This is a genomic window from Lentzea cavernae, from assembly GCF_014653695.1.
Taxonomy (GTDB): Bacteria; Actinomycetota; Actinomycetes; order Mycobacteriales; family Pseudonocardiaceae; genus Lentzea; species Lentzea cavernae.
On sequence record NZ_BNAR01000013.1, the window covers coordinates 199,776 to 224,808 of the forward strand.

Annotated in this window: 17 protein-coding genes and 1 pseudogene; 10 read left to right on the plus strand and 8 right to left on the minus strand. The window is 70.5% G+C overall.

The genetic code is table 11. The features are described from left to right. Positions 1–26 precede the first annotated feature (26 nt). Genes IE307_RS34190 through IE307_RS34200 form a run of 3 tightly spaced genes read right to left on the minus strand, consistent with a single transcriptional unit; the run spans position 27 to position 2,718 of the window. Entirely contained in the window at positions 27–1,055 is a 1,029-nt protein-coding gene (locus tag IE307_RS34190; protein WP_191303540.1) for an NAD(P)-dependent alcohol dehydrogenase, read from the minus strand. After that, positions 1,052–1,708, minus strand: a complete 657-nt coding sequence (locus IE307_RS34195; RefSeq protein WP_191303541.1) for an iron-sulfur cluster assembly protein — start codon at positions 1,706–1,708, stop codon at positions 1,052–1,054. Before IE307_RS34195 ends, IE307_RS34190 begins: the two co-directional genes overlap by 4 nt. Beyond that, positions 1,705–2,718, minus strand: coding sequence for an amidohydrolase family protein (locus tag IE307_RS34200; protein ID WP_191303542.1), 1,014 nt, complete (start codon positions 2,716–2,718; stop codon positions 1,705–1,707). Before IE307_RS34200 ends, IE307_RS34195 begins: the two co-directional genes overlap by 4 nt. 148 nt (positions 2,719–2,866) lie before the next feature. Between IE307_RS34200 and IE307_RS34205 the strand changes: the two genes are divergently transcribed. Beyond that, positions 2,867–4,264 (plus strand): AAA-type ATPase lid domain-containing protein, encoded by a 1,398-nt coding sequence (locus IE307_RS34205; RefSeq protein ID WP_191303543.1) that lies wholly within the window; start codon positions 2,867–2,869, stop codon positions 4,262–4,264. Here IE307_RS34205 and IE307_RS47045 read toward each other — a convergent pair. The 3 genes and pseudogenes from IE307_RS47045 to IE307_RS34225 all read right to left on the minus strand — a co-directional run bounded on the left by IE307_RS47045 (position 4,239) and on the right by IE307_RS34225 (position 8,868). Next, a pseudogene (locus IE307_RS47045) lies at positions 4,239–5,339 on the minus strand (serine hydrolase domain-containing protein). The gene IE307_RS34205 and the pseudogene IE307_RS47045 overlap by 26 nt on opposite strands. Before the next feature lie 80 nt (positions 5,340–5,419). After that, positions 5,420–6,088 carry a phosphoribosylformylglycinamidine synthase subunit PurQ gene (locus IE307_RS34220; RefSeq protein ID WP_191303546.1) on the minus strand — a complete coding sequence of 223 codons (669 nt, stop codon included), beginning with the start codon at positions 6,086–6,088 and terminating at the stop codon, positions 5,420–5,422. Beyond that, positions 6,085–8,868 (minus strand): AIR synthase-related protein, encoded by a 2,784-nt coding sequence (locus tag IE307_RS34225; RefSeq protein WP_191303547.1) that lies wholly within the window; start codon positions 8,866–8,868, stop codon positions 6,085–6,087. Before IE307_RS34225 ends, IE307_RS34220 begins: the two co-directional genes overlap by 4 nt. Before the next feature lie 123 nt (positions 8,869–8,991). On the opposite strand from IE307_RS34225, the gene IE307_RS34230 reads away from it, so the two are divergent. The 9 genes from IE307_RS34230 (at position 8,992) to IE307_RS34270 (ending at position 22,335) form a co-directional block, all read left to right on the plus strand. After that, a complete protein-coding gene (locus IE307_RS34230; RefSeq protein ID WP_229905352.1) occupies positions 8,992–9,975 on the plus strand; it encodes a DUF6461 domain-containing protein in 984 nt (327 codons plus the stop codon). An 8-nt stretch (positions 9,976–9,983) separates the two neighbouring features. Next, complete coding sequence (locus IE307_RS34235) at positions 9,984–10,805, plus strand: SAM-dependent methyltransferase (protein ID WP_229905353.1); 822 nt, start codon at positions 9,984–9,986, stop codon at positions 10,803–10,805. Positions 10,806–11,106: 301 nt separating this feature from the next. Further along, a complete protein-coding gene (locus tag IE307_RS34240) occupies positions 11,107–12,201 on the plus strand; it encodes a radical SAM protein (RefSeq protein ID WP_191303549.1) in 1,095 nt (364 codons plus the stop codon). A gap of 154 nt (positions 12,202–12,355) precedes the next feature. Then, positions 12,356–13,660 carry a M16 family metallopeptidase gene (locus IE307_RS34245; protein ID WP_229905354.1) on the plus strand — a complete coding sequence of 435 codons (1,305 nt, stop codon included), beginning with the start codon at positions 12,356–12,358 and terminating at the stop codon, positions 13,658–13,660. Further along, entirely contained in the window at positions 13,657–14,985 is a 1,329-nt protein-coding gene (locus IE307_RS34250; protein WP_191303550.1) for a M16 family metallopeptidase, read from the plus strand. Before IE307_RS34245 ends, IE307_RS34250 begins: the two co-directional genes overlap by 4 nt. Positions 14,986–15,147: 162 nt before the next feature. Further along, positions 15,148–16,116: a hypothetical protein gene (locus IE307_RS34255; RefSeq protein WP_191303551.1), complete on the plus strand. Its 969-nt coding sequence runs from the start codon at positions 15,148–15,150 to the stop codon at positions 16,114–16,116. Between the two features lie 319 nt (positions 16,117–16,435). Next, a complete protein-coding gene (gene lanKC, locus IE307_RS34260; RefSeq protein WP_191303552.1) occupies positions 16,436–18,967 on the plus strand; it encodes a class III lanthionine synthetase LanKC in 2,532 nt (843 codons plus the stop codon). 411 nt (positions 18,968–19,378) lie between these two features. Further along, positions 19,379–20,617 (plus strand): MFS transporter, encoded by a 1,239-nt coding sequence (locus IE307_RS34265; RefSeq protein ID WP_191303553.1) that lies wholly within the window; start codon positions 19,379–19,381, stop codon positions 20,615–20,617. Further along, on the plus strand, positions 20,614–22,335 hold the full coding sequence (locus IE307_RS34270; protein WP_191303554.1) for an FAD/NAD(P)-binding protein: 1,722 nt from the start codon (positions 20,614–20,616) through the stop codon (positions 22,333–22,335). The genes IE307_RS34265 and IE307_RS34270 overlap by 4 nt, the downstream gene beginning before the upstream one ends. A gap of 58 nt (positions 22,336–22,393) precedes the next feature. On the opposite strand, the gene IE307_RS34275 is transcribed toward IE307_RS34270, so the two are convergent. Both IE307_RS34275 and IE307_RS34280 read right to left on the minus strand, forming a co-directional pair. Then, positions 22,394–23,830, minus strand: a complete 1,437-nt coding sequence (locus tag IE307_RS34275; RefSeq protein WP_191303555.1) for a serine-rich family protein — start codon at positions 23,828–23,830, stop codon at positions 22,394–22,396. A gap of 130 nt (positions 23,831–23,960) precedes the next feature. Then, complete coding sequence (locus IE307_RS34280; RefSeq protein WP_191303556.1) at positions 23,961–24,755, minus strand: hypothetical protein; 795 nt, start codon at positions 24,753–24,755, stop codon at positions 23,961–23,963. Positions 24,756–25,033: the final 278 nt, after the last annotated feature.

Below are 25,033 nucleotides of genomic sequence, written 5' to 3' on the forward strand. Positions count from 1 at the left end.
GCCGGAGCGTTACAGCCCGAACGAACTCATTGCGGTGTGAGGATGGCGCGGCCGCGCACCCGTCCGGCGTCGAGGTCGTCGATCGCGTCCTGGAACCTCTCCAGCGGGTACTTCTGGGTGTGCAGCGTGACCTTCCCCTGCGCCGCCAGCACCATGAGCTCGCAGAGGTCGTTGTAGGAGCCGACGAGGTTGCCGATCAGGTTGATCTCGGTGGAGATGATGTCGATCGTGGGCACGTCGATGTTCTCGCCGTAGCCGACGACGTGGTAGTCGCCCGCACGCCGCAGCATCGCGACGCCGTCGCGCGTCGCACCGCCCTCGCCGACGAAGTCGATGACCGTCTCGGCGCCGTTCCCGCCGGTGAGGTCGAGGACCGCGGAGACGTGCGAGCCGTCCGCGACGACGCCGTGGTCGGCTCCGATCGTCTCGGCGAGCTTGACCGCGTCCTGGTTGCGGTCGAGGACGACGATCTCGGCCGCTGTCAACGCTTTGAGCACCTGCACGCCGATGTGCCCGAGGCCGCCCGCGCCGATCACCACGCACCGGTCCCCCGGCCGCAGCCTGCGCGCCGCCTTGGCCGCCGCGTGGTACGCCGTGAGACCCGCGTCGGCCAGGGCCGCCACGTCGGAGGGCTCCAGGGCGTTGTCGATCTTCACGACGCTGCGGGCGGACGTCTTCAGGTACTCCGCGTAGCCGCCGGCGGTGTCGATGCCGGGGAACTGCGAGGCGGCGCAGTGCACGTCGTCACCGCTGCGGCAGGCCCGGCACAGGCCGCACGTGATCAGCGGGTGCACGATCACCTTGTCGCCCACCGCGACGTTCGAGACGGCCGGGCCGACCGCGTGCACCCAGCCGGCGTTCTCGTGGCCGATCGTGTACGGCAGCGCCACGCCGGACTTCTCCGCCCACTGCCCTTCGAGGATGTGCAGGTCCGTGCGGCACACGCCGGCGCCGCCGATGCGCACCACGACGTCGAACGGTCCGGTCGCCGTGGGCTCCTCGACCTCGGTGAGCTCCAAGGGCTTGTGGTAGCCGACCACCTGAACGGCCTTCATGCCGTCTCCTCCAATGCGTAACGGGTGCGCAGCAGACCGCGGCAGAAGTGCGCGTTGCCCTCGATGGAAATGCCGACCGACCTCGCGAACCGCAGCCGCAGCGGCAGTTCGCCCGGCGGCAGCGGTGCGCCGATGTCGTCGACGAGGACCGGCGCGTCCGGCGCGGTGTCGAAGCCGAGGGCGGAACGCCTGCGCCGCAACGCCTCGCTCGCCCTGGTGGCGGGGAGGTCCTGCAACGTCAACGACCTCAGGCGTTCCAGCGGCACCTCGCGCACGGCCCGTTCCATCGCCGCCGCGTGAGCCTTGCGCTGGAACGTCAACCGCAGCTCTTCCAGTTCCCGCGACGCCTCCTCGCCGTACGTGCCGACGAACCCGGCGTCGGCGGCGATGCCGCGGTTGATCACGTCCGAGTCGTGGTGGTCGTCCAGCACGACGACCACGTGCGGCGCCAGGTCGCGCAGCGCGTCCTTCGAGTCCGATGCCATGAGGTACGCGAAGTTCGGCGAGCAGAACGCGGTGGGGAGTCGCAAGTGGACTGTCAGCACGCCGCCGTCCAGCTCGACCGAGCGCACGAAACCGAGCGTCGTGATCGGCTCGTCCAGCTCGGGGTCCATGACCTCGTCGAGCGCCTCGAACACCGCCGTCTCGATCATGCGACCGACACCGCCTCCTGCTCGACCGGGGCGACGTCCAGACCCTCGGGAACCGGGATGTCGTACATCTTCGCGGCGTTCAGGCCGAGGATCTTCTTCTTCTGGGCCACGGTGAGCGGCGCGTACTCGGTCATGTCCTCGGGGATCTGGAAGTCCACGAACCGCTCGACCAGCCAGCGCGGCGTCCACAGCGCGTAGTCGCTGGAGAACTGGATCCTGTCCTCGTTCAGCCAGTACAGCAGCTCGCCGATGATCTGGGCGAAGTACCGCGGCCGGGTGTGGATGAACGGCATCGCGACCGCGAGACCGGCGTGCACGTTCGGTTCCTGCGTGGCGATCCAGCAGAAGTCCTCCAGGCGCGGCAGCCCGCAGTGCTCGACCACGAAGTTCAGCTCGGGGAAGTCGGTCGCCGCGTGGTCGACGTCGGCCACCTCGAACGCGTCGCGGTCGAGCGGCCTGATCGTCGGCCCCTTGTGCACGTGGATGTTGCGGATGCCCAGTTCCTGCGCGGTCTCCAGGTACTTGTAGCTCCACGGGTCGTCGAGCCGGTAGCCGCGCGAGTCGCCGTACCACTCGGCGGTGTAGAGCTTCACGCCCTTGAGCCCGAACCGCTCCGCGTCGCGCTTGAGCTCGTCGAGGCCCTTCTGCTCGCGGCGCGGGTCCCAGCAGTGGTTGTAGGTGAGTTTGTCCGGGTGCTTCGAGGTGAGCGCCCACGCCTCCTCGGTCTGCCCGAACCCGTTGTTGTAGAAGGCGCCCAGGTGAGCGGGCTGGAAGATGGCGTGGTCCACGTACCCGTCGTCGAAGAGGTCCTTCATCAGGCGGTCGCCGCCCTGGTACAGGTACTCCTCGTACGGCCACACCTCCGACTCGGGCGAGAGGTTGCGGTGGTAGTCGTAGAAGCAGTCGATGAACTGCTTGCCGTGGATGTTGCGCTGGTTCTCCGGGCGGGCGTCCCAGAGAGCGACGTGCGCGTCGACGATGAAGTAGGTCTCGCCGTCCTTCGAGTACATGGCCGCCTCCTGTGGTGGTGGGGACGACCGTAGGAAGATCGGCGCAGCTCAGGGACCCGTCCGGTGTCTCACTTTGAGACAGCGCGCCACACGCCGAGCGCACGTTCCCGTCGTACGCTGAGCTGGAACGCGCGACGAGGAGGTCGACGTGGACGACCGGCGGCTGGCCGCGATCCCGCAGCGACTGCGGGCGTCGTGGCTGCGCAGTGAGCGGTACGGCGTGCCGGAGGACGAGGTGCGGCCGGTCTTCACGGGCACGGTCGACACGAGCTCGTTGTTCTACGAGTGCGGCCACGAGGTGCTGCGCGGCCTGCACGCCACGTTGTCGAACGAGCCCATCAGCCTGATGATCACCGACAGCGACGGCCTCGTCCTGACCAGGCTGTGCACGGACCCGGCCATCGTCCGTTCCCTCGACCGCGTCTACCTGGCCCCCGGCTTCTACTTCGCCGAGACCAACGCCGGCACGAACGGCCTGGGCCTGGCCCTCGCCGACCGCACGGCGACGCTGGTCCGCGCCGACGAGCACTACTGCACCGGCCTGCGCGGCTACACGTGCGCGGCGGTGCCGGTGGTCGACCCGGTGTCCGGCGCGCTGGCGGGCAGCGTGAACCTCACGACGTGGTCCGAGCAGTCGTCCGAACTGCTCCTGGCCCTGGCGCAGGCCGCGGCGGGCACCACGGCGGCGTTGATGCTGGCCCGCGCCTCAGGTCGCAAGGCCCGCCCGGCCCCGCGCGGCGAGGTGTTCCGCGTCTACGCCGACCGGGTGCAGCCGCCGAAGCTGTCAACGGCGTGGACGTCCGCGGTGGCGACGGCGGCGGAGGCCATGCTGGAAGGCCGCGTCGTGGCCGTCACCGGCGAGACGGGAGCGGGCAAGACGGCACTGGCCACGCTCGCCCGCCGTTCCGTCCGCCCCCGCGAACGCCTGCTCAACGCCCGTCCCCCGGCCCCCGACGACGTCGGCTCGTGGCTGCGGCTCTGGACGCCCGAGCTGGGCAAGGCCGACACCTGCGTCGTCGTCTCCGACGTCGACGCGCTGCCCGCGTGGGCCGCGTCCTCACTGGCCCCGCTGCTCAGCGGGTTCGTCCTGACCGCGACCGAGGCCCTGCCCGAAGCGCTCGCACCGTTGGTGGACGTCGTGGTGGAAGCCCCGGCGCTGCGTTTGCGGCCGGACGACATCCTGCCGCTGGCCCACTACTTCGCGCACCGCGACCGAGGCCGTGACATCACGTTCACCTCGGCCGCCGTGCGCGCGTTGCTGTCGTACGAGTGGCCGGACAACACCAGGCAGCTGCGCCAGGTCGTGCGTGCCGCCGCCGCCCGTTCGGACGTGGTCGACGTGCAGCACCTGCCAGCCGAGGTGTTCACGAGCGTCGGCCACCGTCTGAGCAGGCTGCAGGTGCTGGAACGCGACGAGATCGTGCGCTGCCTGACCGAGCCGGGCGCGACGATCGCACAGGCGTCCGCCGAGCTCGGCATCGGGCGGGCGACGATCTACCGCAAGATGGCGCAGTACGGCATCAAGGCCGACCAGCTGCGGGGCTAGTCGCGGCGTTGGCGATGCGCAGCGTCATCAGCTGCTGGCTGGCGTCACGTGCCGTCGGCGTGAACGAGTAGGCGATGCGCCGTTGCTGGTCCCGCGTCGAGAACAGGCCCGCGTTGTACCCGTACTGCTCCCCCGTCTTGCCCCACACCGTGACACCGTTGATGGTGAACGTCTGCAGGCCCGTGGAGTACGCGGCCGGTCGACCGTCCACCATGGACACGTTCGGCACCGTGAACATCTTGTCCAGCAACGGTGCCGGCAGCAGGTCGCCGCTGAAGAGCCCCTCGGCGAACCGGGTGAGATCACCGGTCGTCGAGACGATGTCGCCCTCGCCGTACGACTTCGACGTGTTGAAGTCGCTGACGTCGACCAGGCCCTTGCCCGGCACGTCCAGGTAGCCGTGGACGTGCGCCCCGCGGATCTTCGTCTCGTACCGGCCGGGCACGTAGGTCTAGGTCAGCCCGAGGGGACGGGTGATGCGCTTCTCGACCTCGTGGCCGTAACCGTGACCGCTGACCTTCTCGATGATCATCGCGGTGAGCACGTAGTTGATGCCCCGGTACTCCTGTTTCGTGCCGGGGGTGAACATCGGCTCGACGGCGGGGATCATCTTCAGGCGCTGGTCCGGCGCGTACCGGTCGTAGCGGTGCTCGAGGACCTTCTCCGGCGTGCTCAGGTCGGGGAAGCCGACCTCGTACGGGATTCCGCTGGTGTGGTCGAGCAACTGGCCGACCTTCACGTCCCCCAACGTCTCCGGCAACGCGGGGAGGTAGTGCCGGACGGGCGTGTCCAGGCCGATCTTGTTCTCCGCCACCAGCTGCAGGGCCACCGTCGCCACGAACACCTTGGTGACGCTGCCGATCCGGAACCGGTCGTCCGGGTCGATGCCGCACTGCGTCCGCTGGTCCGCGACGCCCGCCGTGCCGTACCACTGGCCGGCCTCACCGGACACGCGCAGCTGCGCCGAGGTCGCTGCCGGGTTCTCCAGGTCGGAGATGGCGGCCTGCAGCAGTTCCGGCTGCAGCGGGGGTAACGGCGAGAGCGCGACCACAGCCGCGATCAGGAGTGATTTCATGATCACCAACTTGCCGTGATCACCACTGCACGGCCATGGTGCCGGCCCCCGCTCGCGCGGTAGGGCCGGCACCAGCACCGCTAGCGGACCGCGCGCACGCCGTTCTCGAAGAACGCCAGCCGCACCTCGCGGTCGATCGCCCGCTCGGGGTGGTCCATCAACCCGAACGCGAGCCCGTCCGCGCTGGTGACACCCGCGATGTCGTCGAACGACCCGTCCGGGTTCGAGTCCTTCTCGTACCGCAGCGCGACGCGGAACGCGGAGGTCTCAGCGCCCGGGTCGAACCGGCCCTCGCCGTGCGCGCACGGGAAGGTCAGCGTCTGGCCGCCCAACCCGGTGAGCCACGGGCTGTCGTTGTCGTTCTCGACGACGTGCCGCTGGTTCTCCTCGTTGCGGAACGTGCCGGCGCTGTTGACCTTCAGGCCCACCTTGCCGAAGCAGCCGCCGCGCACCGCGATCTGGAACCCGTTGCAGATGCCGATCAGCGGACGCGTGCGCGCCGCCTCGAACTGGTCGGCGAGGTGGCTGCGCAGCAACGCCGCCGCCACCGCGCCACCGCCGAGGTGGTCGCCGAACGAGAACCCTCCGGGGATGCAGAGGATGTCGGCGTCGTCGAGCCGCTCGGTGCCCGCCAGCAGGTCGGCCGCGAACCTCATCCGCGGCTGCGCACCCACCTCGGCGAACGCTCGGACGGTCTCCTCCTGGCAGTTGGTGCCGGGCAGGTACAGGACGTTGACGGTCGGCTTCATGCGATCCTCGCCGTGAACGAGTTGAGCCAGCCGTCGCGCGCGGCCGGTGCGAACAGGTCGATGCCCTCGAGCTCGATGCCGGTGCCCTCCAGCGTGCCTTCCAGCACACCGAGAACGACGGGGTTGAGCTCTGCGGGCAGTGCGGCGACGTCCTCGGGGAGGACCTCGACGACGGCACCGACGCGGTGCTCGGCGAAGAGCGACTCGGTGCTGCCCGACTCCAGCTTCACGCCGATGCCGCTGGCCAGCGCACCCTGGGCGAGCGTGGCGGCGACACCGCCGGCGCCGATGCGGGCACCGCTGCGCAGCAGGGCGCGGCTCGCGGCGAGCGCGGTCAGGTAGCTGTCCACATCGGACAGTTCCAGGTCGTCGAGCGCGCCGGTGGGCAGGCTGAGCTTGCGCCCGGCGACCGTGCCGACCGGGGAGCCGGTGGTCAGGCCGACGCGCACGAGCACGTTGCCCGCCGTGGTCCACTGCTCGCGCAGCAGGTCGTCGGTGTGCGGCACCTTGCCCAGGGCGGAGAGGAACACCGCGGGCGGCACGCTGACGAGACCCTCGTCGGTCTGCACGGAGCCGGCCGAGGAGTCCTTGCCGGAGATCAGCGGGACGCCGAAGTGGCGCACCAGCACCGCGAGCTCGTCGACCATGCCGACCAGCCACTCGCGCCAGTGCGGCGAGAGGTGCGGGGTGTAGAAGTTGTCGCACATGCAGATGTCCTTCACCGCGACACCCGCGAGCACCTGGCCCGCGATCGCCGCGCAGAACATCTGGCGCGTGGCGGCGACCGGGTCCGCGTCGAACATCCACGGGTTGAACGCGGTGTTCAGCACGGCCGCGGCCGGCGAACCGGCGACCGGCGTGCCCGCCCAGTAGGACGTGCGGACCGAGGTCTCGGTGCCGTAGTGCGGGCCGTACCAGGTGTTGCCCTGGACCGTGGAGTCGTACTGCGAGTCGGCGAAGTGCTGCGAGGCGACCTCGGCGTCGGCGACGACCTCCTCCAGCAACCCGGCGAGCTGCGTGGGCGCGAGCTCGGGCCACTCCACCACGTCGGCCGGACGCGGCGGCGGGCCGACCTCGAACCGTTCGACCTCGATGTCGAGCAGGTCGTACGACACGTCGAAGCCGGTCTCGCCCCGGTGGGCGGGAACCTCGCCGGGGGCGCCCGCGATGAGGGCCTCCTCGGTCAGGTCCGGCGCGTGGAACACGTGGTAGCGACCCGTGTCCGCGAACCGGCCGATGACCGTCGAGCGCACCATGTGGCGGTCGAGGATCTTCTTCGCCCGCTCCTGGTGCTCCGGCGGGACGGCGAGCAGCATGCGTTCCTGCGACTCGGACAGCAGGATCCGCCACATCGGCAGCGCCGCGGTCTTCAGCGGCACCAGCGCCGTGTTGATCCACACGCCGCACGCCTCGCCGATCTCACCGACGGCGCTGTTGAGGCCCGCGCCACCGACGTCGGTCAGGGCGCTCATGCAGCCCGCCTCGCGCAGCTCGATCAGCGCCTTGCGGAACTTGACCTGCTCCAGCGGCGCGCCGATCTGCACGGCGGCCGTGTCCATCGTGGCGCCCGCGGAGCTCGCGGACGCGCCGTGGATGCCCTCGTTGCCGGTCAGGCCACCGATGAGCACGACGAAGTCGCCCGGACGCGGGGTGCCGCGCTGCGCCGCCGACACGGGCAGCAGGCCGATGCTGCCGCCGAGCGCGAACGGCTTGGCGCGGTAGCTGGGGTGGAACGTCATGCGCGACGACATCATCGGCACGCCGAAGGTGTTGCCGTACTCCTTGATCGCCCGGATCGTCTCGCCGGCGAGCCTGCGCGCGTCCGGACGGCCCTGGATCGGCGCGGGCGCCTCGGGCTCCCCGACCGCCGTGTACTCGAAGCTGCCGATCGGGTCGGCGGACAGGCCGGTGCCGAGGATGTCGCGCAGCACGCCGCCGAGCTTGGTCAGCTGGCCGAAGTAGCCGGAGATCGCCGACGGGCCGTTGTGCGTCTCGGCCTTGATCGCGATGGCGTGGCCGTCGTAGAAGTCCCAGACGCCCGCGTTGTCGTGGAACATGCTGAGCACGTTCGGGTTGTCGACGTCCTTCGCGGCCTGCACGAGCCTGCCGAGCAGGCTGCCCAGCGACTTCCACGTGGTGTGCGCGCAGTGGTCGCTCCAGCGGGCGTCCAGCGCCTCCAGCAGGACGTCGGTGACGAACTCGTCCTCGAGCGTCTCCTGCACGTGCTGCACGTGCTTCATCTGGGCGAGCGAGAGGTTGCGGCCACCGGCCACGCCCAGCTCGGTGAGCGCCGCGTCGTCGAGCCCGCGCAGGTCGAACTGCGCGGCCGACTCGTAGTGGCCCTGCGGGACGAGGGTGTCGTAGTGCGGTTCCCCGTCGTGCAGCTCTTCGATCGTCGCGTTGAACCGCGTCGCGGTCACGAGGTCCTTGAGCTGCGGCGACGCCGACTTGTAGCTGGTCGCGACCTTGCCCGCGCGCGCCTTCACGCCGAGCAACCCGCACACGGTGATGATCGAGTCGCTCTCGTTGTCGACCACGCCGCGCTTGTAGGCGACCTGCACGGCGCCCGAGTCCAGCGGCTGGTCCAGGGAGACCTCGACGTCGAGCTGGTCCCCGAGCACGGCGGCCACCTGGGCCAGCGCGGCCGGATCCGGCGCGCCCTCGAACTCGACGTAGTAGTCGCGCCACACCTCGAGGTCGTCGAGCTCCCACGATCGGCCGAGCTCACGGATGTCGGGCTCCGCTACCCCCGCGGAGCGAACCGAGAACTTGTGGATCAACAATCCTCCTGGAGCTGAACGGTCGGGAGCAATTGTCCCTGGCAGCGACCGCGCTCGTGGAGGCACCCAGGCATCCGGGCGAGGCCGCACTGCGACACACGCAGCACCCTAGGCGAACAGCTCGTGACGACTCGAATCGACGGGACGCGACGCGCGTCACTCACCACACCGGGGGACCACATGCAGCAGCACGACCTGTCCTGGGCGGACGCCGGCCACGGCGATCCCCAGTTCCTGGGCGAGATCTACTCGCTCGCGTTCGTCCGCGACGTCTCCCCGCTCGACGCGTTGCGCCGCGTCGGCGGACTGGAGGACACGCTGGCCGACCGCACGGCCGCGGACATCAGCGCGTTGCACAACTTCGACGACGGCTACCCGGAGGCCGTCTCGGTGCTGGCACTGGGCGAGTGGACCGTCCTCGTCCAGCCGACGAGCTTCTGGCTGGGACAGCTGGTGGACGCGCTCTCGCGGGGCACGGAGGCGATCTCGGTCGTGCGGCACGACTACGCCTCGCCCCGTTTCACCCACTCGACCGACGGCACGACCACCACCACCTTCCACCTCAACTGGCCCGACAACCGCGACGGCACGGACCCGGACCGCCTGCTCCCGCTGATGCGCGAGGCGGGCTTCGACCCCGACACGGCCGACGACGAGGACGAGGAGGACGACGAGAGCTGGCAGTACCGCTACGAGGACGTCATGACCCACGCGCTGCGGCTGACCGGCCTGATCACCGGCGTCCTGCCCACCTACGAGCAGATCACCGCTCCCCAGCCCAGCGCGCACTTCGACCACTGGTTCAGCCGCACGAGGCCGTACCCCGTCGAGGACGCCACCACCACGGCCACCAGGCTCGCCGCCGAACTGGGCTTGGGCGACACCCCGGGCCTGGCCGCCGCACTGGCGTCCACGGACCCCGTCGTCGTCACCCCCGACAGCGACCTCGGCAGGCACGTGCGCGAGTGGTCGACCCTGGCGCGCAGGGCGAGCTGGTCGACCAACCTCGAGCGCAGCCGCATGACCGACGAAGAACGCTCCCGCGGCCACCGGTTCGGCCAGCTGACCCAGGCGCTCGCTGCCGCGTTCCGCGCCGATCTGGCTTGATGGAGGACATGGAGATCCCCGCGGACGGACTGAGCCACACCGCCCTCTACACCGCCTGGGTCAGGCACCGGGAGGCCGAGCACCCGAGTCCCCTCTTCACCGACCCCCTGGCGACCTACCTCGTCGCCGCGGCCGGAGACCACCCGGCACTGCAGGCGTTCATCGCGCAGATGCAGGACACCTCCAGCGGCTTCCCCTCCTACCACGTCGTCCGCACCCGGTACTTCGACGACCGGATCAGGTACGCGCTGGACAACGGCGTGCGCCAGGTAGTGACCCTCGCGGCGGGAGTCGACGGCCGCCCGGCCCGCCTGCCGTGCCCGCCGGCCACCCGCTGGTTCGAGCTCGACCTGCCGGCCATGACCGAGTTCAAGACGGCACTGGTCGAGCAGTCCGGCCTGACGCCCGCCTGCGAACGGATCGGGGTGGCCGCCGACCTCACGGCGGACTGGGCGACGCCGTTGCGCGCGGCCGGGTTCTCCCCCGACGAGCCGACCGCGTGGTTGATCGAGGGCGTCCTGATGTACCTCACGCCGCAGGAGTGCGACGAGCTTCTCCGTGCTTCGACCGAGCTGTCCGCCCCCGGCAGCCACCTGCTGCTCGAACACCTCCAGGTCTCGATGCTCGGCGACCAGGGCACGCGGGTGCGCGGCGGGCTGGGCAAGCACGGGGTGACGTTCCGGTCGGCCCGCGACGACCTGGCGGACTGGCTGGGCGCCGCCGGGTGGCGGGCGAGCGTGCACGCGGGCGTGGATCCCGCGATCGGGCACGGCAGGACCGTCGCGCCGGTGCCCGCCGCCTGGCTCGCGGCCGCGACACGGCGTCGGTGAGCGCGCATCACCTCCGGGCAGGTCACCAAGCTGCCACCCCCACGTCCCCTACCTGCCGCGCAACCCGGTGTCGCACGCCCTCCCCCCAGGCGACAGTGGAACCACGATCGAGCGGAAGGAGGTGGATCAGATGCTCAAGACTCCGGACTTCGGTGACGAGTACGGCGACCAGGACGTGCGTTGCGTCGGCACCAGCGGTTACCACGACCTCGGCGACTACTACGGGATCTGATTCACCCGCAGGCGGCCTGGCGCCCACGCCCCAGGCCCCTCGCCGGCACCGCGGAGGGAGGTGCGGGACATGCGACTGGTGCAGGGCAGGAACGGCTGGTGGTGCATCGGCCGGTCGGCGACGGCGTTGCTGCCGGACGGGTTGGTGCACAACGGCGACCTCACCCCGGAAGGCCGAGTGCAACTGCGAGCGGCGGGCATCGACGAGGTGCCGGAGCCGGACCACTACAGCCTGACCGTCGTGACGTCCACCGGCTGCAACCTCGGCTGCTCCTACTGCTTCCAGAACACCCCGGACGGCAGGCGGCGCATCGCTCCCGCACGGCTCGACGCGCGGAACGTCGCGCGGTGCCTCTCGTTCGCCGAGAAGCAGATGGCCGAACTGGGTGTGCGCAGGCTGGAACTGCTCCTGTTCGGTGGTGAGCCGTTGCTCAACCCCGCCGGGTGTCTGCAGGTGCTGCGGGCGTTCGGTGCGCGGATGCCGGTCACCGCGAGCATGGTCAGCAACGGCGTGCTGCTCACCCGGCGCACGGCGGGCAGGCTGGCCGAGGCCGGGCTCGGGCACGTCCAGGTCACCCTGGACGGCGAGCGCGACCAGCACGACAGGACACGGGTGACACGCGGCGGCAGGCCCACGTTCGACCTCATCCTGGCCAACGTGGCGGCCGCCCAGCAGCACACCGGTCTCCGCTTCACCTTGCGCGTCAACGTGACCCCGCAAGTTGTGCCGCGACTCCCGGCCGTGCTCGACCAGGCGGCCGAGGTGCTCGACGTCCGCAGCACGAACCTCGCGATCGCACCCGTGCTCGACTACGGCGCCGGCGTCCCGGCACCGGACGCACGGGCCGCGCAGGAGGCGGTCGAGCCTGCGCGAAGGCGGCCGAACTGGGTTTCCGGCTCGTCCGCCCGCGTGACGACCACTGCGACTTCTGCTCCGAGACCGACGGCCGCCTGGGCGCGGTCGTCTCCGCGGACGGCACGTTGTTCAGCTGCTGGGACGCGGTCGGCGAGGACGACCTCGCGGTGGGTGAGCTCGAAACGGGCTACAGCACCGAATCCCGGAAACGCTGGCGCCGCTGCGGTGGCGAACTGCCGCGCACACAAGCGTTCTCCGACGCACTCGACGCCGGAGTGCTCGACGTCATCCGTGCGCGCAAGGAGGTGACACGACCATGACCGAACCCCAGCACCACGACGACGAGACGCCCTCGGCGCCGAACTTCATCGAACTGCTCGAGGCCGACGAGGACCTGACGACTCCCGGCCTCTGCGTTCCGTTCCGCTAGTCATCCCCGCACGAGCACCGGAAGGAGACGGCCGTGCAAAGACCCCACCAGCACCTGGTCCGCACCCAGCTGGCCAACGGGCTGCGGGTGTTGCTCGCACCCGACCGCACCGTTCCGGTCGTCGCCGTCGCGGTGCACTACGACGTCGGCATGCGCTCCGAACCCGAGGGCCGCACCGGGTTCGCGCACCTCTTCGAGCACCTGATGTTCCAGGGTTCGGAGCTGCTGCCGAAGCTCGACCACGCGCACTACGTGCAGGCGTCGGGCGGAGTGTTCAACGGCAGCACCCACCTCGACTACACGCAGTACCACAACGTGTTGCCCAGCAATGCTTTGGAACGCGTGCTGTTCCTCGAGGCCGACAGGATGCGGGCGCCGAACCTCAACGCGGAGAACCTGCGCGTGCAGATCGACGTCGTCAAGGAGGAGATCCGCGCCAACGTCACCAACAAGCCGTACGGCTGCTTCCCGTGGGTGTCGTTGCCGGGTGTCCTCTTCGACAGCTTCGCGAACTCGCACGACGGCTACGGGTCGTTCGACGACCTGGACTCCGCGACCGTCGCGGACGCGCGCCAGTTCTTCGACCGCTACTACGCGCCGGCGAACGCGCTGCTGACGTTGTGCGGCGACTTCGACGCGAACGAGGCGCTCGACATGGTCGAACGCCACTTCGGGCCGATCCCGTTCCGCCCCAGGCCTTCCCGGCCGAACTTCGCGGAACCGGAGATCACGGGCGAACGGCGGACGACGAAGTACGACCCGCACGCGCCGCTGCCCGCCGTGGCCGCGGGCTGGCGGGTGCCCGACCCGATCAGCGAGTGGGACTCCTACCTGCCGTACCTGCTGCTCTCCGACGTGATGTCGGACGACGGCCCCGCGTGCCGGCTGCACCGCAGGCTGGTGCGCCAGGACGGGCTCGTCACGAGCCACCGCTGCTACCTCGGCATGCTCGGCGACCCGCTCGACACGGGCCACCCGACGGCCCTGGTGTGCAGCGCGCGCCAGACGCCCGGCACGAGCGCGCAGCAGGTGCTCGACGCGATCGCCGAGGAGTTCGCCGTGGTGGCGCGGGAAGGTCCGGCCGAACGGGAGCTCCGCAGGATCGCGACGCGCCTCAGCACGCGGCTGCTGGTGGAGACGGACGGGGTGCTGGCGCGCACGCAGGCGTTGGCGTCCCTGGAACTGCGCCACGGCCGCGCCGAACTGCTCGGTGAGCTGCCCGGCCTGCTCACGGCGGTCACACCCGGGCAGGTGGCGGAGGCGGCCGCGCGCATCACCCCCGACCGCAGGGCCGTGGTGGAGCTGCTGCCCGCCTCGTACCAGGAGAAGGCAGCATGACGGCGAGTGTGGTCCCCGCGTTGCGCCCGTGGCCGGAGCTCACCTCTCCGGACGTCACGGAAGACCGCTGCGCCAACGGGTTGCGGCTCCTCGCGCTCGAACGTCCTGGCGCGCCGCTGGCCGAGATCCGGCTGAGCATCCCGTTCGGCTCGATGACACCGGGGCACCTGGCCCGCGCGTGGCTGCTGTCGGAGACGGTGCTGGCGGGCACCGCGACCACCGGCCGGATCGGGCTCGCCGAACGCATCGGTGAGCTGGGGGCGAGCCTGCGGGCCGAGGTCGACCACGACCGGCTGCTGTTCAGCGGCACTGTGCTCGCGGACCGGTTCGAGGAGCTGCTGGCCGTGCTCGCGGAGGTCGTGCGGGAGGCGACCTACCCGGACCGGGAGGTGCTGGCCGAACGCAAGCGGCTCGCGTCCCGGCTGACGGCGGCACGGTCGCAGGCCGCCATCCGGGCGCGGGAGATCCTGCACCGGCACCTCTACGGCGACCACCCCTACGGGGCGAGCATGCCGGCCGGTGCCGAGGTCGACGCGATCTCCGCCGGGACGCTGCGCGCGCTGCACGCCGAACGGGTCGTGCCCGATCACGCGGTTCTCGTCGTCGTGGGTCTGATCGACCCAGACCGAGCCGTCACGGCGATGCACCGGCACTTCGCGGACTGGCGGCCGGGCGGACTGCCCGTGCCGGACCTGCCCCCGCTGCCGGACGAGGCTCCCGCGGGCGCCTCACGGCTGTTCCACCGGCCCGGCTCGGTGCAGTCGTCGATCCGCATCGGCGGGCCCGCGCTGCCCCGCGACGACCCGTTGTTCCCCGCGCTGCACCTCGCGAATCTGATCTACGGCGGGTACTTCTCGTCGCGACTGGTGGCGAACATCCGCGAGGACAAGGGGTACACCTACACCCCGCGCAGCCGGATCCTGCACAGCGGCGCGGGATCGACGCTCGTGATCGAGGCGGACGTCGCCACCGACGTGACGGCGCCCGCGTTGCTGGAGATGTGGTACGAGCTGGGCAGGCTGTCGACGTTGCGGCCCACCGCCCAGGAGCTGCGCGACGTCCGCCAGTTCGCCGCGGGCAACCTCGCGATGTCGATCGCCACGAGGTCGGGGCTCGCCACCACCCTGGTGACGTTGCTCGGCGTCGGCCTGGACCTCGACTGGATCCGGCGCAGCCCCGACCTGCTCGCCGAGGTGACCGCGTCCGACATCTACCACGTCGGCGTGCACCTGCTGGCCCCCAAGCTGCTCGCCGCGGTCGTCATCGGGGACGCGACCAAGTGCGAGGAGCCGCTGCAGGCCTTCGGTCCGTGGGTCGTCGAGTAGCCGTTCTACCTGCGGGAAGCCCGGTCTCACACACGTGGGACCGGGCTTCTGCGCGTCGTGCCCCCACACCCCGGTGCGAATATGGGGACCCACTACCCATGTGACCGCACAAGTAGGTGGCGCAGAGTCTCCCCAGGCGGTGGAACTGATCGGGGTGGTGGGATGTCGCTGCGTGATCTCGGCTTCGACTCGATCCAGGAGAGCGTTTACCGGAGCCTGCTCGCCGATCCCCTGCGGGACACCGGCACCCTCGCGTCGCTCGCCCTCGCGGACGACAACGTGGTCCGCCACGCGCTGGCCGGGCTGCTCGCCCTCGGCGTGGTGGAGGTGGCCGCCACCGCCCCGTGCGGTTACGCGCCAGGCGATCCCGAGGTCGTGGTCGGGGAGCTGATCGAACGGCTGGAGCAGGAGACGTTGCGGCGCCAGCAGAAGATCGGCGGCACGCGGTCGGAGCTCGCCGGACTGGCGGCGGGGTTCCGGCACGACGCGCGCACCGTCGAGGTCGAGCACATCACCGAACCCGAACGGATCCGCGAACGCCTGGCGGAGCTGTGCTTCTTCACCCGCTCCAGCGTGTACGCGGTGCAGCCGGCGCGGGCGTCGAGCGAGGCCGCCCGCGCGGAGGCGTCCCGGCTCGACAACCGCAGCCTGGGCCGCGGCGTGACGATGCAGGTCATCTACGACGAACGGTTGCTGCGCGGCGAACGCACCCGTGCCCGGCTCGGCGAGCGCACGGCGTCCGGCGCGCAGATCCGGTTCCTGCCGGGTCCGCTCGCCCGGTTGATCCTGCTGGACGAGCGGATCGCGATCGTGCCCTCCGATCCCACCGACGCGGGCTCCGGCGCGCTCGTCGTGCACCAGCCGGGGATCGTGAGCGAACTGGTCGCGCGCTTCCGCCAGTTGTGGGACGGCGCGACGGACTTCGCCGCCGAACCCGCCGACGTGCCGTCGGACGACGACCGGTCCGTGCTGCGGATGCTCGCGTCCGGCCTGACCGACGAGCTCGTCGCCCGGCAGATCGGCGTGTCCGTGCGGCACCTGCGCCGCCGCATCGCGCGGCTGATGGACGAACTCGGCGCGGACAGCCGGTTCCAGGCCGGAATGGCGGCTTCCCGGCGTGGCTGGATCTAAGACTTTCATGGCCTGAAAACAGCAGGTGACACTGTTCAGGAGGAAACATGTTCAGCAAGGCGGGCTTGAACGGGATCGGCGAGGACGACGACGTGATCGGCGCGTTCGGCTGGGACTGACGGCCATCGCACATCCAGGGCGGGTACCCATCGGTACCCGCCCTTTTCGTTACCCCGCAACGGGGTCATCTTGTTGTCCGCGTCCGGTCCGGAAGCTGACGCGCGGCGCACTTCCGAACACCCCGGCGCCGAAGCAGAATTGTTTCCAGAGCAAGGGAAAAACCCGAAGAATCCGGAAAGGGGGATCGAGGAGGATGAGCATGTCACTCGTGCACGCCGATCCGGAATTCTACGCCCCGCTCAGCCGGACGACCCGCCGCGGCGTCGAGTACACCGCGACGGACATGCCCGCGGACTGGAGCGAGAACCACCAGGACGTGTGGACCGGCTGGTTCCCGCCGCACGAGCTCGGCGGGGTCACCGACGGCTGGAAGATCCACCTGTCCGCCCGCGCCGACCGCGCCCAGCACGTGCTGGACGTCGCCGCGCCGATCTTCGTGGCGCACGGCGTGGGGTTCAAGCACCTCAGCTGCTCGCTGTACTTCGTCGTCACGCACCACAAGCACGCCGAACGCAGCCAGTCGGGCAAGTTCTGCGCCGCCTACCCGCCGGACGCGAAGACCGCCGAGGCGCTCATGCGCGACCTCGCCGCCGCGTTCGACGGCGAGGAAGGTCCTTACGTGCTCAGCGATCGCCGGTTCGGCGACTCGCGGGTCGTGCACTACCGCTACGGCGCGTTCGTCGCCCGGCGCAGGCTGACGCCGCAGGGCTGGCACGAGCTGCTGGTCCTCGACGCCGCCGGCCAGAGCGTTCCGGACGTGCGCGGCACCCGGTTCAGCACGCCCGAGGGCATCACCGACCCGTTCATCGAGTCCTCTGTGGACGCACCGCGCAAGACCGGTGCGTCGGAGTTCGGCGGGGTCCGGTTCGACAAGGTCCTGCGCCACAGCAACGGCGGTGGCGCCTACCAGGGCACCGACGTCGCCACCGGGCGCACGGTGTTCGTCAAGGAGAGCCGGGGCCACCACGGCCTCGTGAGCCCCACCAGCGCGAGCCAGGACCGGCTGCGCAACGAGTACGAGGTGCTGCGAGAGCTGCACCGCATCGGCTCCGGCTTCGCCCCCGAACCGGTGCGGTACTTCCGCCACCTGGAGAACGAGTTCCTGGTCACCGAGTTCGTCGAGGGCCGGTCGCTGCGCTCGTGGTGGGTCGAGCACAACCCGATCATCTGGTCCACCGCGACCGACGACGACTTCCGGGACTACTACTCGCGTGCCTCGAAGATCCTCGACGAGCTCACCGCGCAGCTGGAACGGTTGCACGGCTTCGGTTACGCGTTCATCGACCTGAGCCCGGACAACGTGCTCGTGGACTCCGAGGACCGGATCCGGCTCATCGACTTCGAGACGGCCGCACGGGTGGACGGACCGGTGACGCCGATCGGCACGCCTGGGTTCTTCCCCGCCGACCCGCTGGCGTTCGCCGACGACCCGGTGCGCTACGACGACTACGCGCTCTCCTCGCTCGCGCTGGCGTTGGTCGCGCCGATCAACACGACCGCCGACCTGAACCACGGCGTGCTCGCCCACCTGAAGGCCCAGCTCGACCCCCGCGGCCTCGTGCCGCGGCGGATGTGGGCACTGGCGACGCGAGTGCGCGACGCCGCTCCCGTCCCGTCCGCGGACGAGGTCACCTCGAACCCCTGGAACTGCCTGAAGGCGTTGCGAGACGGCCTGATCACCGGCCTGCGCGGCACCGGCCACCCCGACGGTGTGGTGCCGCTGGGTCCCCGGTCGTACGCCACCAACGGACTCGGCTTCGGCCACGGACTCGCCGGCGTCGTGCACGCACTGCACGTGGCGGGCGCACCGTCGGACGAGCTGCTGGACCGCTTGTGCACCCGTGCCCTGGCGGAGGCGGACGACCTGCCGCCTGGACTCGTTGCGGGACAAGCAGGTGTGGTCCGCGTTCTCGCGGAGCACGGCAGGATCGCCGAGGCGCAGGAACTCCTGGCACGGGCGGACGACCACCCGTTGCTGCACGGTTCCGCGACGCTCGGTTTCGGTTCCGCCGGCGTCGGACTCGCCCACCTCGCGCTGTACGGGCACACCGGCGAGCGCGCCCACCTCGACCGCGCCGTCCGGCACGCCGCCGAGATCCCCGACTCACCGTCGGACCTGCTCGGCGGGAACAACGCCGTAGGACTGGTCGACGGGCGCACCGGGCTCGCGCTGTTCCACCACCACCTCGGTGTGCTGACCGGCGACGAGGAGCACCTCGTGCGGGGACTGGGTTTCCTGCACGCCGAGCTGGACCGCGCCGAACTCTCCGAGGGCGGGCTGCTGTTCCCCGTCTCGGACCGCGACCGCAGGCTGATGCCGTACCTGAGCACCGGCACCGCGGGCGTGCTGATGGTGGCGAGCCGTTACCTGGCCACGACGGGCGACGACCGCGTCGCCGCCGCGATCCCCGGTCTGCTGACGGGACTGAACTGCTCGTTCACCCACTACGGCGGCCTGTTCGACGGCATGGCGGGGCTCAGCCTCGCCCTGCACGACCACGGCCGCAGGCACGGCGACCAGGCGAGCCTGGACCGTGCGAAGACCTTGGCACAGCGTCTGTTCCTGTACGCCGTGCCGCACGAGACCGGGACGTACGTCCCCGGCGAGCACGCACTGCGACTCAGCGGCGACCTGTGGTTCGGGTCGGCCGGGGTGCTGACGGTGCTCGCCGGCGTGCTGGACGACCGCCCGGACCCCCTGTTCACGCTCGACGACGTGGTCGAGCGGTAGCAAGAAGAACCCTTGAGGAGGCAGCCATGTCCGACATCAACGAGCTCCAGAACCTGGCCGACGAGAACACCGAGGCCGGCTTCGGCACCCCGGTCGAGGTCGAGCCCGGCAAGAGCACCGCCAGCATCGTCTGCTGATCTGGCCCCACCCGCTCTTCCCCCCATCACACCAGGCAGTTCCGAACAGAAGGAGACAGTCATGTCGGACATCAACGAGCTCCAGAACCTCGCCGACGACGAGACCTCGGAGCCGGGCTACACCGAGCACGGCGCCGTCGCGCCCGGCAAGAGCACCGCCAGCATCGTTTGCTGATCTGACCTTCCCAGGTCACGCCATGCCACGGGGCGGGGGCGGAGGAACTCCTCCGCTCTCCGCCCCGATGCATTTCTGTCGCGCCGCAGGAGGAACAGCATGAGCCGCGATTTCCGCTACTACTGGTCGGCCGAGGTCAGTTCCACCTTCGGTTCGACGTTCACCACGATGGCGATCGCCACCCTCGGCGTCATCGTGTTCAACGCGACGCCGAGCGAGCTCGGCTTCGTCAGCGCGGCCGCGATCCTGCCCGCCTGCGTCTTCGGCCTGCTGGCCGGCGTCATCGGCGACCGTCTGCGCAAGCCCCGCCGCGTGCTGATCGGCTGCAACGCCGCGGCCGCCGCGCTGGTGCTGTTCGTCGCGCTCGGCATCGGCACCGGTGCCGCGACGATCTGGTGGCTCGCCGGGCTGTGCTTCGTGCTCGGCTGCATCGCCACCGTCGTCGAGACCGTCTACTTCACGCACCTGCGCAGCCTCGTGCCGGCGGACCGGTTGACCGCGGGCCGTGCCCGGCTGCAGACAGGCGAGTACGGCGCCCGCACGGCGGGACAGGCGCTGGCGGGTCTGCTGATCTCCGTGCTGGGCGGTGCCTTCGCGCTGGTGGTCGACGCGATGACCTACCTCGTCAGCCTCGTCCTGCTGACCCGCATCACCGCACCCGATCAGGGCGCGCCACCGTCCGACGCGCCGCGGTCGCTGCACCGCGAGATCGGCGAGGGTTTCCGCCAGGTCGCGAAGTACCCGTTCCTGCGCAACTTCGGCGTCTTCACCGCGGTGCGCTCGATGAGCGTCGGCGCGCTCGCGACCATCGTCGCGCCGTTCCTGCTCCGCGACCTGTCCGTGCCGCTGGAGCTCTACGGCGCGTTGTTCGCCGTCAGCGGCCTGGCGGGCCTCGTCGGCTCAGTGGCCGCCGGACGCCTCGCTGAACGCATGAGCCTGAACTCCCTGGCGGTGCTGGGAAGCGCGGGCACCGTCGGCGCCGCGTTCGTGCTCCCGTCGGCGAGCGGACCGCTGCCCGTCGCCATCGCGATCGCCGTGCTGGGCCTCGCCCTGCCGACCGTGTTCGGCGCGATCGCCAACGTGGGCCTCAGCGGCGCCCTGACCGAGATGGTGCCGGAGAACGTGCTGGGCCGCGCCATCGCCAGCCTGCGCACGATCGCCACGGGCGCCCAGATCCTCGGCGCCCTGGGCGGCGGCCTGCTCGCCGACGCACTCGGTCTGCGCCCCACGGCGTGGGTGTGCGCGGGTCTCGCGCTGGTCGGCTGCCTGCCCTTGCTGCGCGCGGTGATGATCACCCGTGGGGAGACCCCCGCCGAGAAACCGGCGGTGCTCGTATGACCGCCGTGCTCGCGATCATCGGCGCCGGTCCCCGCGGCACGGGCCTGCTGGAACGCCTGGTGGCCAACGCGACCCTGCTCCCCCCGCAGGGCTGCGAGATCCACCTGATCGACCCGCACCCGGCCGGAGCGGGCCGCGTGTGGCGCCCGGACCAGTCGCCGCTGATGCTGATGAACTCCCGCGCGGCCGACGTCACGATGTTCACCGACGACAGCGTCCGCTGCACCGGACCGATCACCCCGGGCCCCACGCTCGCGGAGTGGTCCGGCCTGCACGGCGACGACTTCCCGACCCGGCGGCAGGGTGGCGCTTACCTGAGGTGGTGCTTCGACCGAGCCGTGCGTGCTTTTCCCTCCGACATACGCGTCGTGGTGCACCAGACCAGTGCCGTGGCCCTGTCGGACGGCTCCCGCCAGACCATCGCGCTGGCCGACGGCACGCACGTGGTGGCCGATGTGGTCGTCATGGCACAGGGGAACGTCGGCGGCCACCGGACGCCGGAGCAGCAGGCCCACGAGGACTTCGCCGCGCGCACAGGCGGCACGTACCTGCCCCCGTCGTGCCCGGGAGACGAGGACCTGGACCGCCTGCCACCGGGCGAGCCGGTCCTGGTGTCCGGCATGGGCCTGGCGTTCGTCGACCTGGCCGTGCTGCTCACCGAAGGCCGTGGGGGCCGTTTCACCCGCGACCGCGACGGCACGATGACCTACCACCCGAGCGGCCGGGAACCGTTGCTGCACGCGGGATCCCGCCGAGGAGTGCCCTACCTGCCCAAGCCCCTGCTCCCCCCGCTGACCGACCGGGCCCCGCGCTTCTTCACCCCGGAGTTCCTCGCCCAGGCCACCACACCGGGCGACCTGGTGGGTGCGGCGTGCCGGGAGCTCGTGTGGGCGCACTACCGCGAACTGTTCGCCGCGCAGGCCGACCGCACCCGCATGTCCTGGACCGCCTTCGCGTCGGAGTTCGCCGCGATCCCGGTGACCGACCCGGCACTGGGAAAGCTGGTCTCCCACGCGGTCCCCGACCCGGCCGACCACGCGGACATGAGCTTCCTGCGTTCGCCGCTCGACGGTGCGTTCCCGGACCAGGCAGCGCTGAAAACGTGGATGCACAACCACATCAGCCACGCGGTGACCCGTGCCACCGACCCTCGCCACAGCGCGCACGCCGCGGTACTGCACGGCCTCCTGACCGTGAGCGAGGTGCTGGAACAGGCGACCCCCACGCCGTCGGCCGCACGCGCGTCCGCGATCCTCTCGCGCTTCGCCGCCTACCTGGGCTCCGGCCCTCCCCCGCACCGCTTGGAACAACTTCAAGCCCTCTCCCGGGCAGGCGTGCTGCACTTCCTCGGAGCCGGCCTTCAGGTCACCTGCACCGACTCCTTCACGGCCCGCACGGCCTCGCTGCCCTTCGCGGTGAAGGCACGCCACTTCGTCGAGGCCCGCCTCCCCGACCCCGACGCGCGCACCCACCCGTTGCTCATCTCGTTGTCCCAGAACCGGACCCGCGTTCCCGTCGACCCGGACACGTTCCAGGTCCTCGACCACGCGGGCGACCCCCACCCGCGCCGCCTGGCACTGGGACTCTTCGCCGGCGGTGGGGCGCTCGGCGCGTTCTCCCGCCCCGGCCGCAACGCGCCGTTCTTCCGCCAGAACGACGACACGGCCCGCCGCGTCCTCACCGAACTCGGCGCCCGGACCCCGGCCCTCACGCCCTGAGCGCACAGCGAAAGGCGGGACCGGCCGAAGCCGATCCCGCCCGTTGATCACCTCGTGGTCACGCCTTCACGGAGTGGTGCTTCCCGTGGGTCCAGGACGCGGCGTCGCCGCCGTCGCCCGCCGGACCGGAGTGGCCACCGACCGTGTTGCTGTGGTTGGAAGCGTCGCCGGTCCAGCCCGTGGCGCCGGTGTCACCGGAGTTGCCCGAGGTGACCTCGGTCCAGGACTTGGTGCCGTGGTTGTTCCAGCCGTGCTTCCAGCCGTGGTTCTTCCAGCTGTGGTTCTTGTTCTCGGTCTTCACCACTGCCGAGTTGCCACCGGTGTCGCCGGAGTTCCCCGACTTGCCCGAGTTGCCGGACGTGGCGTTGTTCGAGCTCGTGGCGTTGCCGCCCTTGCCCGAGTTCCCACCGTTGCCCGCGATCGCCTCGGCGGAGCCGGACTTGCTCCACTTGCTGTGGTGCTTGCCCTGTTCGGTCACTGCCCAGGCGTTGCCGCCGTCACCGGCCGGACCGGAGTTGCCGCCCACCGTGTTGCTGTGGTTCCACGCGTCACCGGTCGAGCCGGTGGCACCCGTGTCGCCGGAGTCGCCCGACGTGACGGTCGTCCAGGACTTGGTGCCGTTCCAGGACTTCCTGTCCCAGTTCCAGCCGTGGCCCTGCTCCGAACCGATCGAACGCACGACGGCCTTGTTGCCGCCGGTGTCACCGGAGTTCCCCGAGTTGCCGGAGTTCCCCGACTTGGCGTTGTTCGAGCTGGTGGCGTTGCCGCCCTTGCCCGAGTTGCCGCCGTTGCCCGCAGTAGCCTCGGCGGAGCCGGACTTGCTGTGGTGGCCCCACTTCTGGTCCTTGGACACGACCGAAGCGTCGCCGCCGTCACCGGCGGGACCGGAGTTGCCGCCCACGGTGTTGCTGTGGTTGGAGGCGTCCCCGGTCGAACCGGTCGCACCCGTGTTCCCGGAGTCACCCGAGCTCACGTTCGTGTGGCACTCGGCCAGCAGGCAGACGCCGTAGGCGCTGTTGCCGCCGGTGTCACCCGAGTTGCCCGAGTTACCGGAGTTGCCGGACGTGGCGTTGTTCGAGCTCGTGGCGTTGCCGCCCTTGCCCGAGTTCCCGCCGTTGCCCGCGGTCGCGCCGGCGTTGTTCGATCGTCCGGCCGCGGTGGCGTCGCCACCGTTGCCGGCCGCACCGGAGTTCCCGCCCACGGTGTTGCTGTGGTTGGAGGCGTCCCCGGTCGAACCGGTCGCACCCGTGTTCCCGGAGTCACCCGAGCTCACGTTCGTGTGGCATTCCGCCAGCACGCACAGGCCGGTGGCGCTGTTGCCGCCGGTGGAACCGGAGTTCCCGGAGTTGCCCGAGTTCCCCGACTTGGCGTTGTTCGAGCTCGTGGCGTCGCCGCCCTTGCCCGAGTTCCCGCCGTTGCCACCGTTCACGACCGAGTGCACGACGTCGCCGACGCCGCCCAGGAGGCCATCGCCACCCGTGTCAGCGCTCGCCATCGCCGTTCCGAACAGGAGGAATCCTCCCGAAAACGCTGCGGCCACCAGACCGCGTCGCACAGAGCTGTGCATTGTCGAACCTTCCTGTCAATCAAGCTGGGTGATCTGTCGGCTTGGTCGGCAGGTCTGGTCAACTGGGATGGTTCCGGCCGTAGTAGAAGCACCACGACCCGTGGACCTGGTGGTCGGTGACCACCGCGAGCGACTCACCGCCCGGGCGAACTCCCGATCCTGCCGGGAGGTCCGAGAGCGCGAGTCCTGACGATCCACTCGAAGACGCCGATCCTGGGGTGCCGGGTAAAGCGAACGGCACGTCAGGTGAAGGCTGTGACGGCGCCTCGATCGGTGGCGCCACATCAGGTGCGGAGATCTGCTGCCGCGTTTCGGCCACCGCGTTCCAGTCGGGCAGCGCCGCGGCGTGAACCTGCGGCGTGACGACCGGTGCCTGCGGCGTCAGCGGCGTCTCCGGAACCACGGGCACGGCGACCGGCGGCACCTCCGCCGGAGCGGAAGGTGTTGCCACCAGCGGTTCCGCGATCCGCGGCACCACCGGCACGTCCTGCACCGCGTTCACCACCGGGGTGAGCAGCGGCGCGGTCACGGGCTGGAGGGGCTCCAGCACCGGACTGAGGGTCCGCGTGGCCGTGTCGACGACCGGCGCCAGCGGTTCGAGCAGCGGTCCGGTCACCGGCTTGGCGGCCTTCACCACCGGCTTCACCACCGGATCGGCCACCGCCACTACATCCCGTGTCACCGGCACGACCACGTCGGTCACCGGAGCGACGAGATCGGCGACACCACCCAGCAAGCCGGGCGAACCACCGTCGTCAGCACTCGCGACGCCCGCGGAGAGCAGGCCGAACCCGATCAGGAACCCGGCCACACCCAGAGTCCGCCGGAGCGCTGTGGAGCATGTCAACTTCATGCAATCACCCCCTCTCACCGAATCAGCACCTGTACAACCAGGCATTCGGATTCACCCAGGAGAGTGGATTGCACGAAAGTGGAGAAACTTTTGTTGCAGCAGCTCAAGGCCGCTAAATTGATTCAAAACATGTATTTCCAACTACTTTGCGAAACAAATTGACATGCGCCTTGTCAACGCACAGTGATCATCCAATTCTCAAACCCAGGCTCTCTGACGTCGACCTGAAGACGCAAAAACTCCGGGAACCGCCTGTGGAGCGCGGTTCCCGGAGTCGC

Excerpts from the sequence above, each read along its gene's own strand:
- IE307_RS34200 (WP_191303542.1), bottom strand. The coding sequence starts at position 2,718 with ATGTACTCGAAGGACGGCGAGACCTACTTCATCGTCGACGCGCACGTC.
- IE307_RS34240 (WP_191303549.1), top strand. The coding sequence starts at position 11,107 with ATGCGACTGGTGCAGGGCAGGAACGGCTGGTGGTGCATCGGCCGGTCG.
- IE307_RS34190 (WP_191303540.1), bottom strand. The coding sequence starts at position 1,055 with ATGAAGGCCGTTCAGGTGGTCGGCTACCACAAGCCCTTGGAGCTCACC.
- IE307_RS34195 (WP_191303541.1), bottom strand. The coding sequence starts at position 1,708 with ATGATCGAGACGGCGGTGTTCGAGGCGCTCGACGAGGTCATGGACCCC.
- IE307_RS34275 (WP_191303555.1), bottom strand. The coding sequence starts at position 23,830 with ATGGCGAGCGCTGACACGGGTGGCGATGGCCTCCTGGGCGGCGTCGGC.
- IE307_RS34220 (WP_191303546.1), bottom strand. The coding sequence starts at position 6,088 with ATGAAGCCGACCGTCAACGTCCTGTACCTGCCCGGCACCAACTGCCAG.
- IE307_RS34280 (WP_191303556.1), bottom strand. The coding sequence starts at position 24,755 with ATGAAGTTGACATGCTCCACAGCGCTCCGGCGGACTCTGGGTGTGGCC.
- IE307_RS34265 (WP_191303553.1), top strand. The coding sequence starts at position 19,379 with ATGAGCCGCGATTTCCGCTACTACTGGTCGGCCGAGGTCAGTTCCACC.
- IE307_RS34250 (WP_191303550.1), top strand. The coding sequence starts at position 13,657 with ATGACGGCGAGTGTGGTCCCCGCGTTGCGCCCGTGGCCGGAGCTCACC.
- IE307_RS34270 (WP_191303554.1), top strand. The coding sequence starts at position 20,614 with ATGACCGCCGTGCTCGCGATCATCGGCGCCGGTCCCCGCGGCACGGGC.
- IE307_RS34255 (WP_191303551.1), top strand. The coding sequence starts at position 15,148 with ATGTCGCTGCGTGATCTCGGCTTCGACTCGATCCAGGAGAGCGTTTAC.
- lanKC (WP_191303552.1), top strand. The coding sequence starts at position 16,436 with ATGTCACTCGTGCACGCCGATCCGGAATTCTACGCCCCGCTCAGCCGG.
- IE307_RS34235 (WP_229905353.1), top strand. The coding sequence starts at position 9,984 with ATGGAGATCCCCGCGGACGGACTGAGCCACACCGCCCTCTACACCGCC.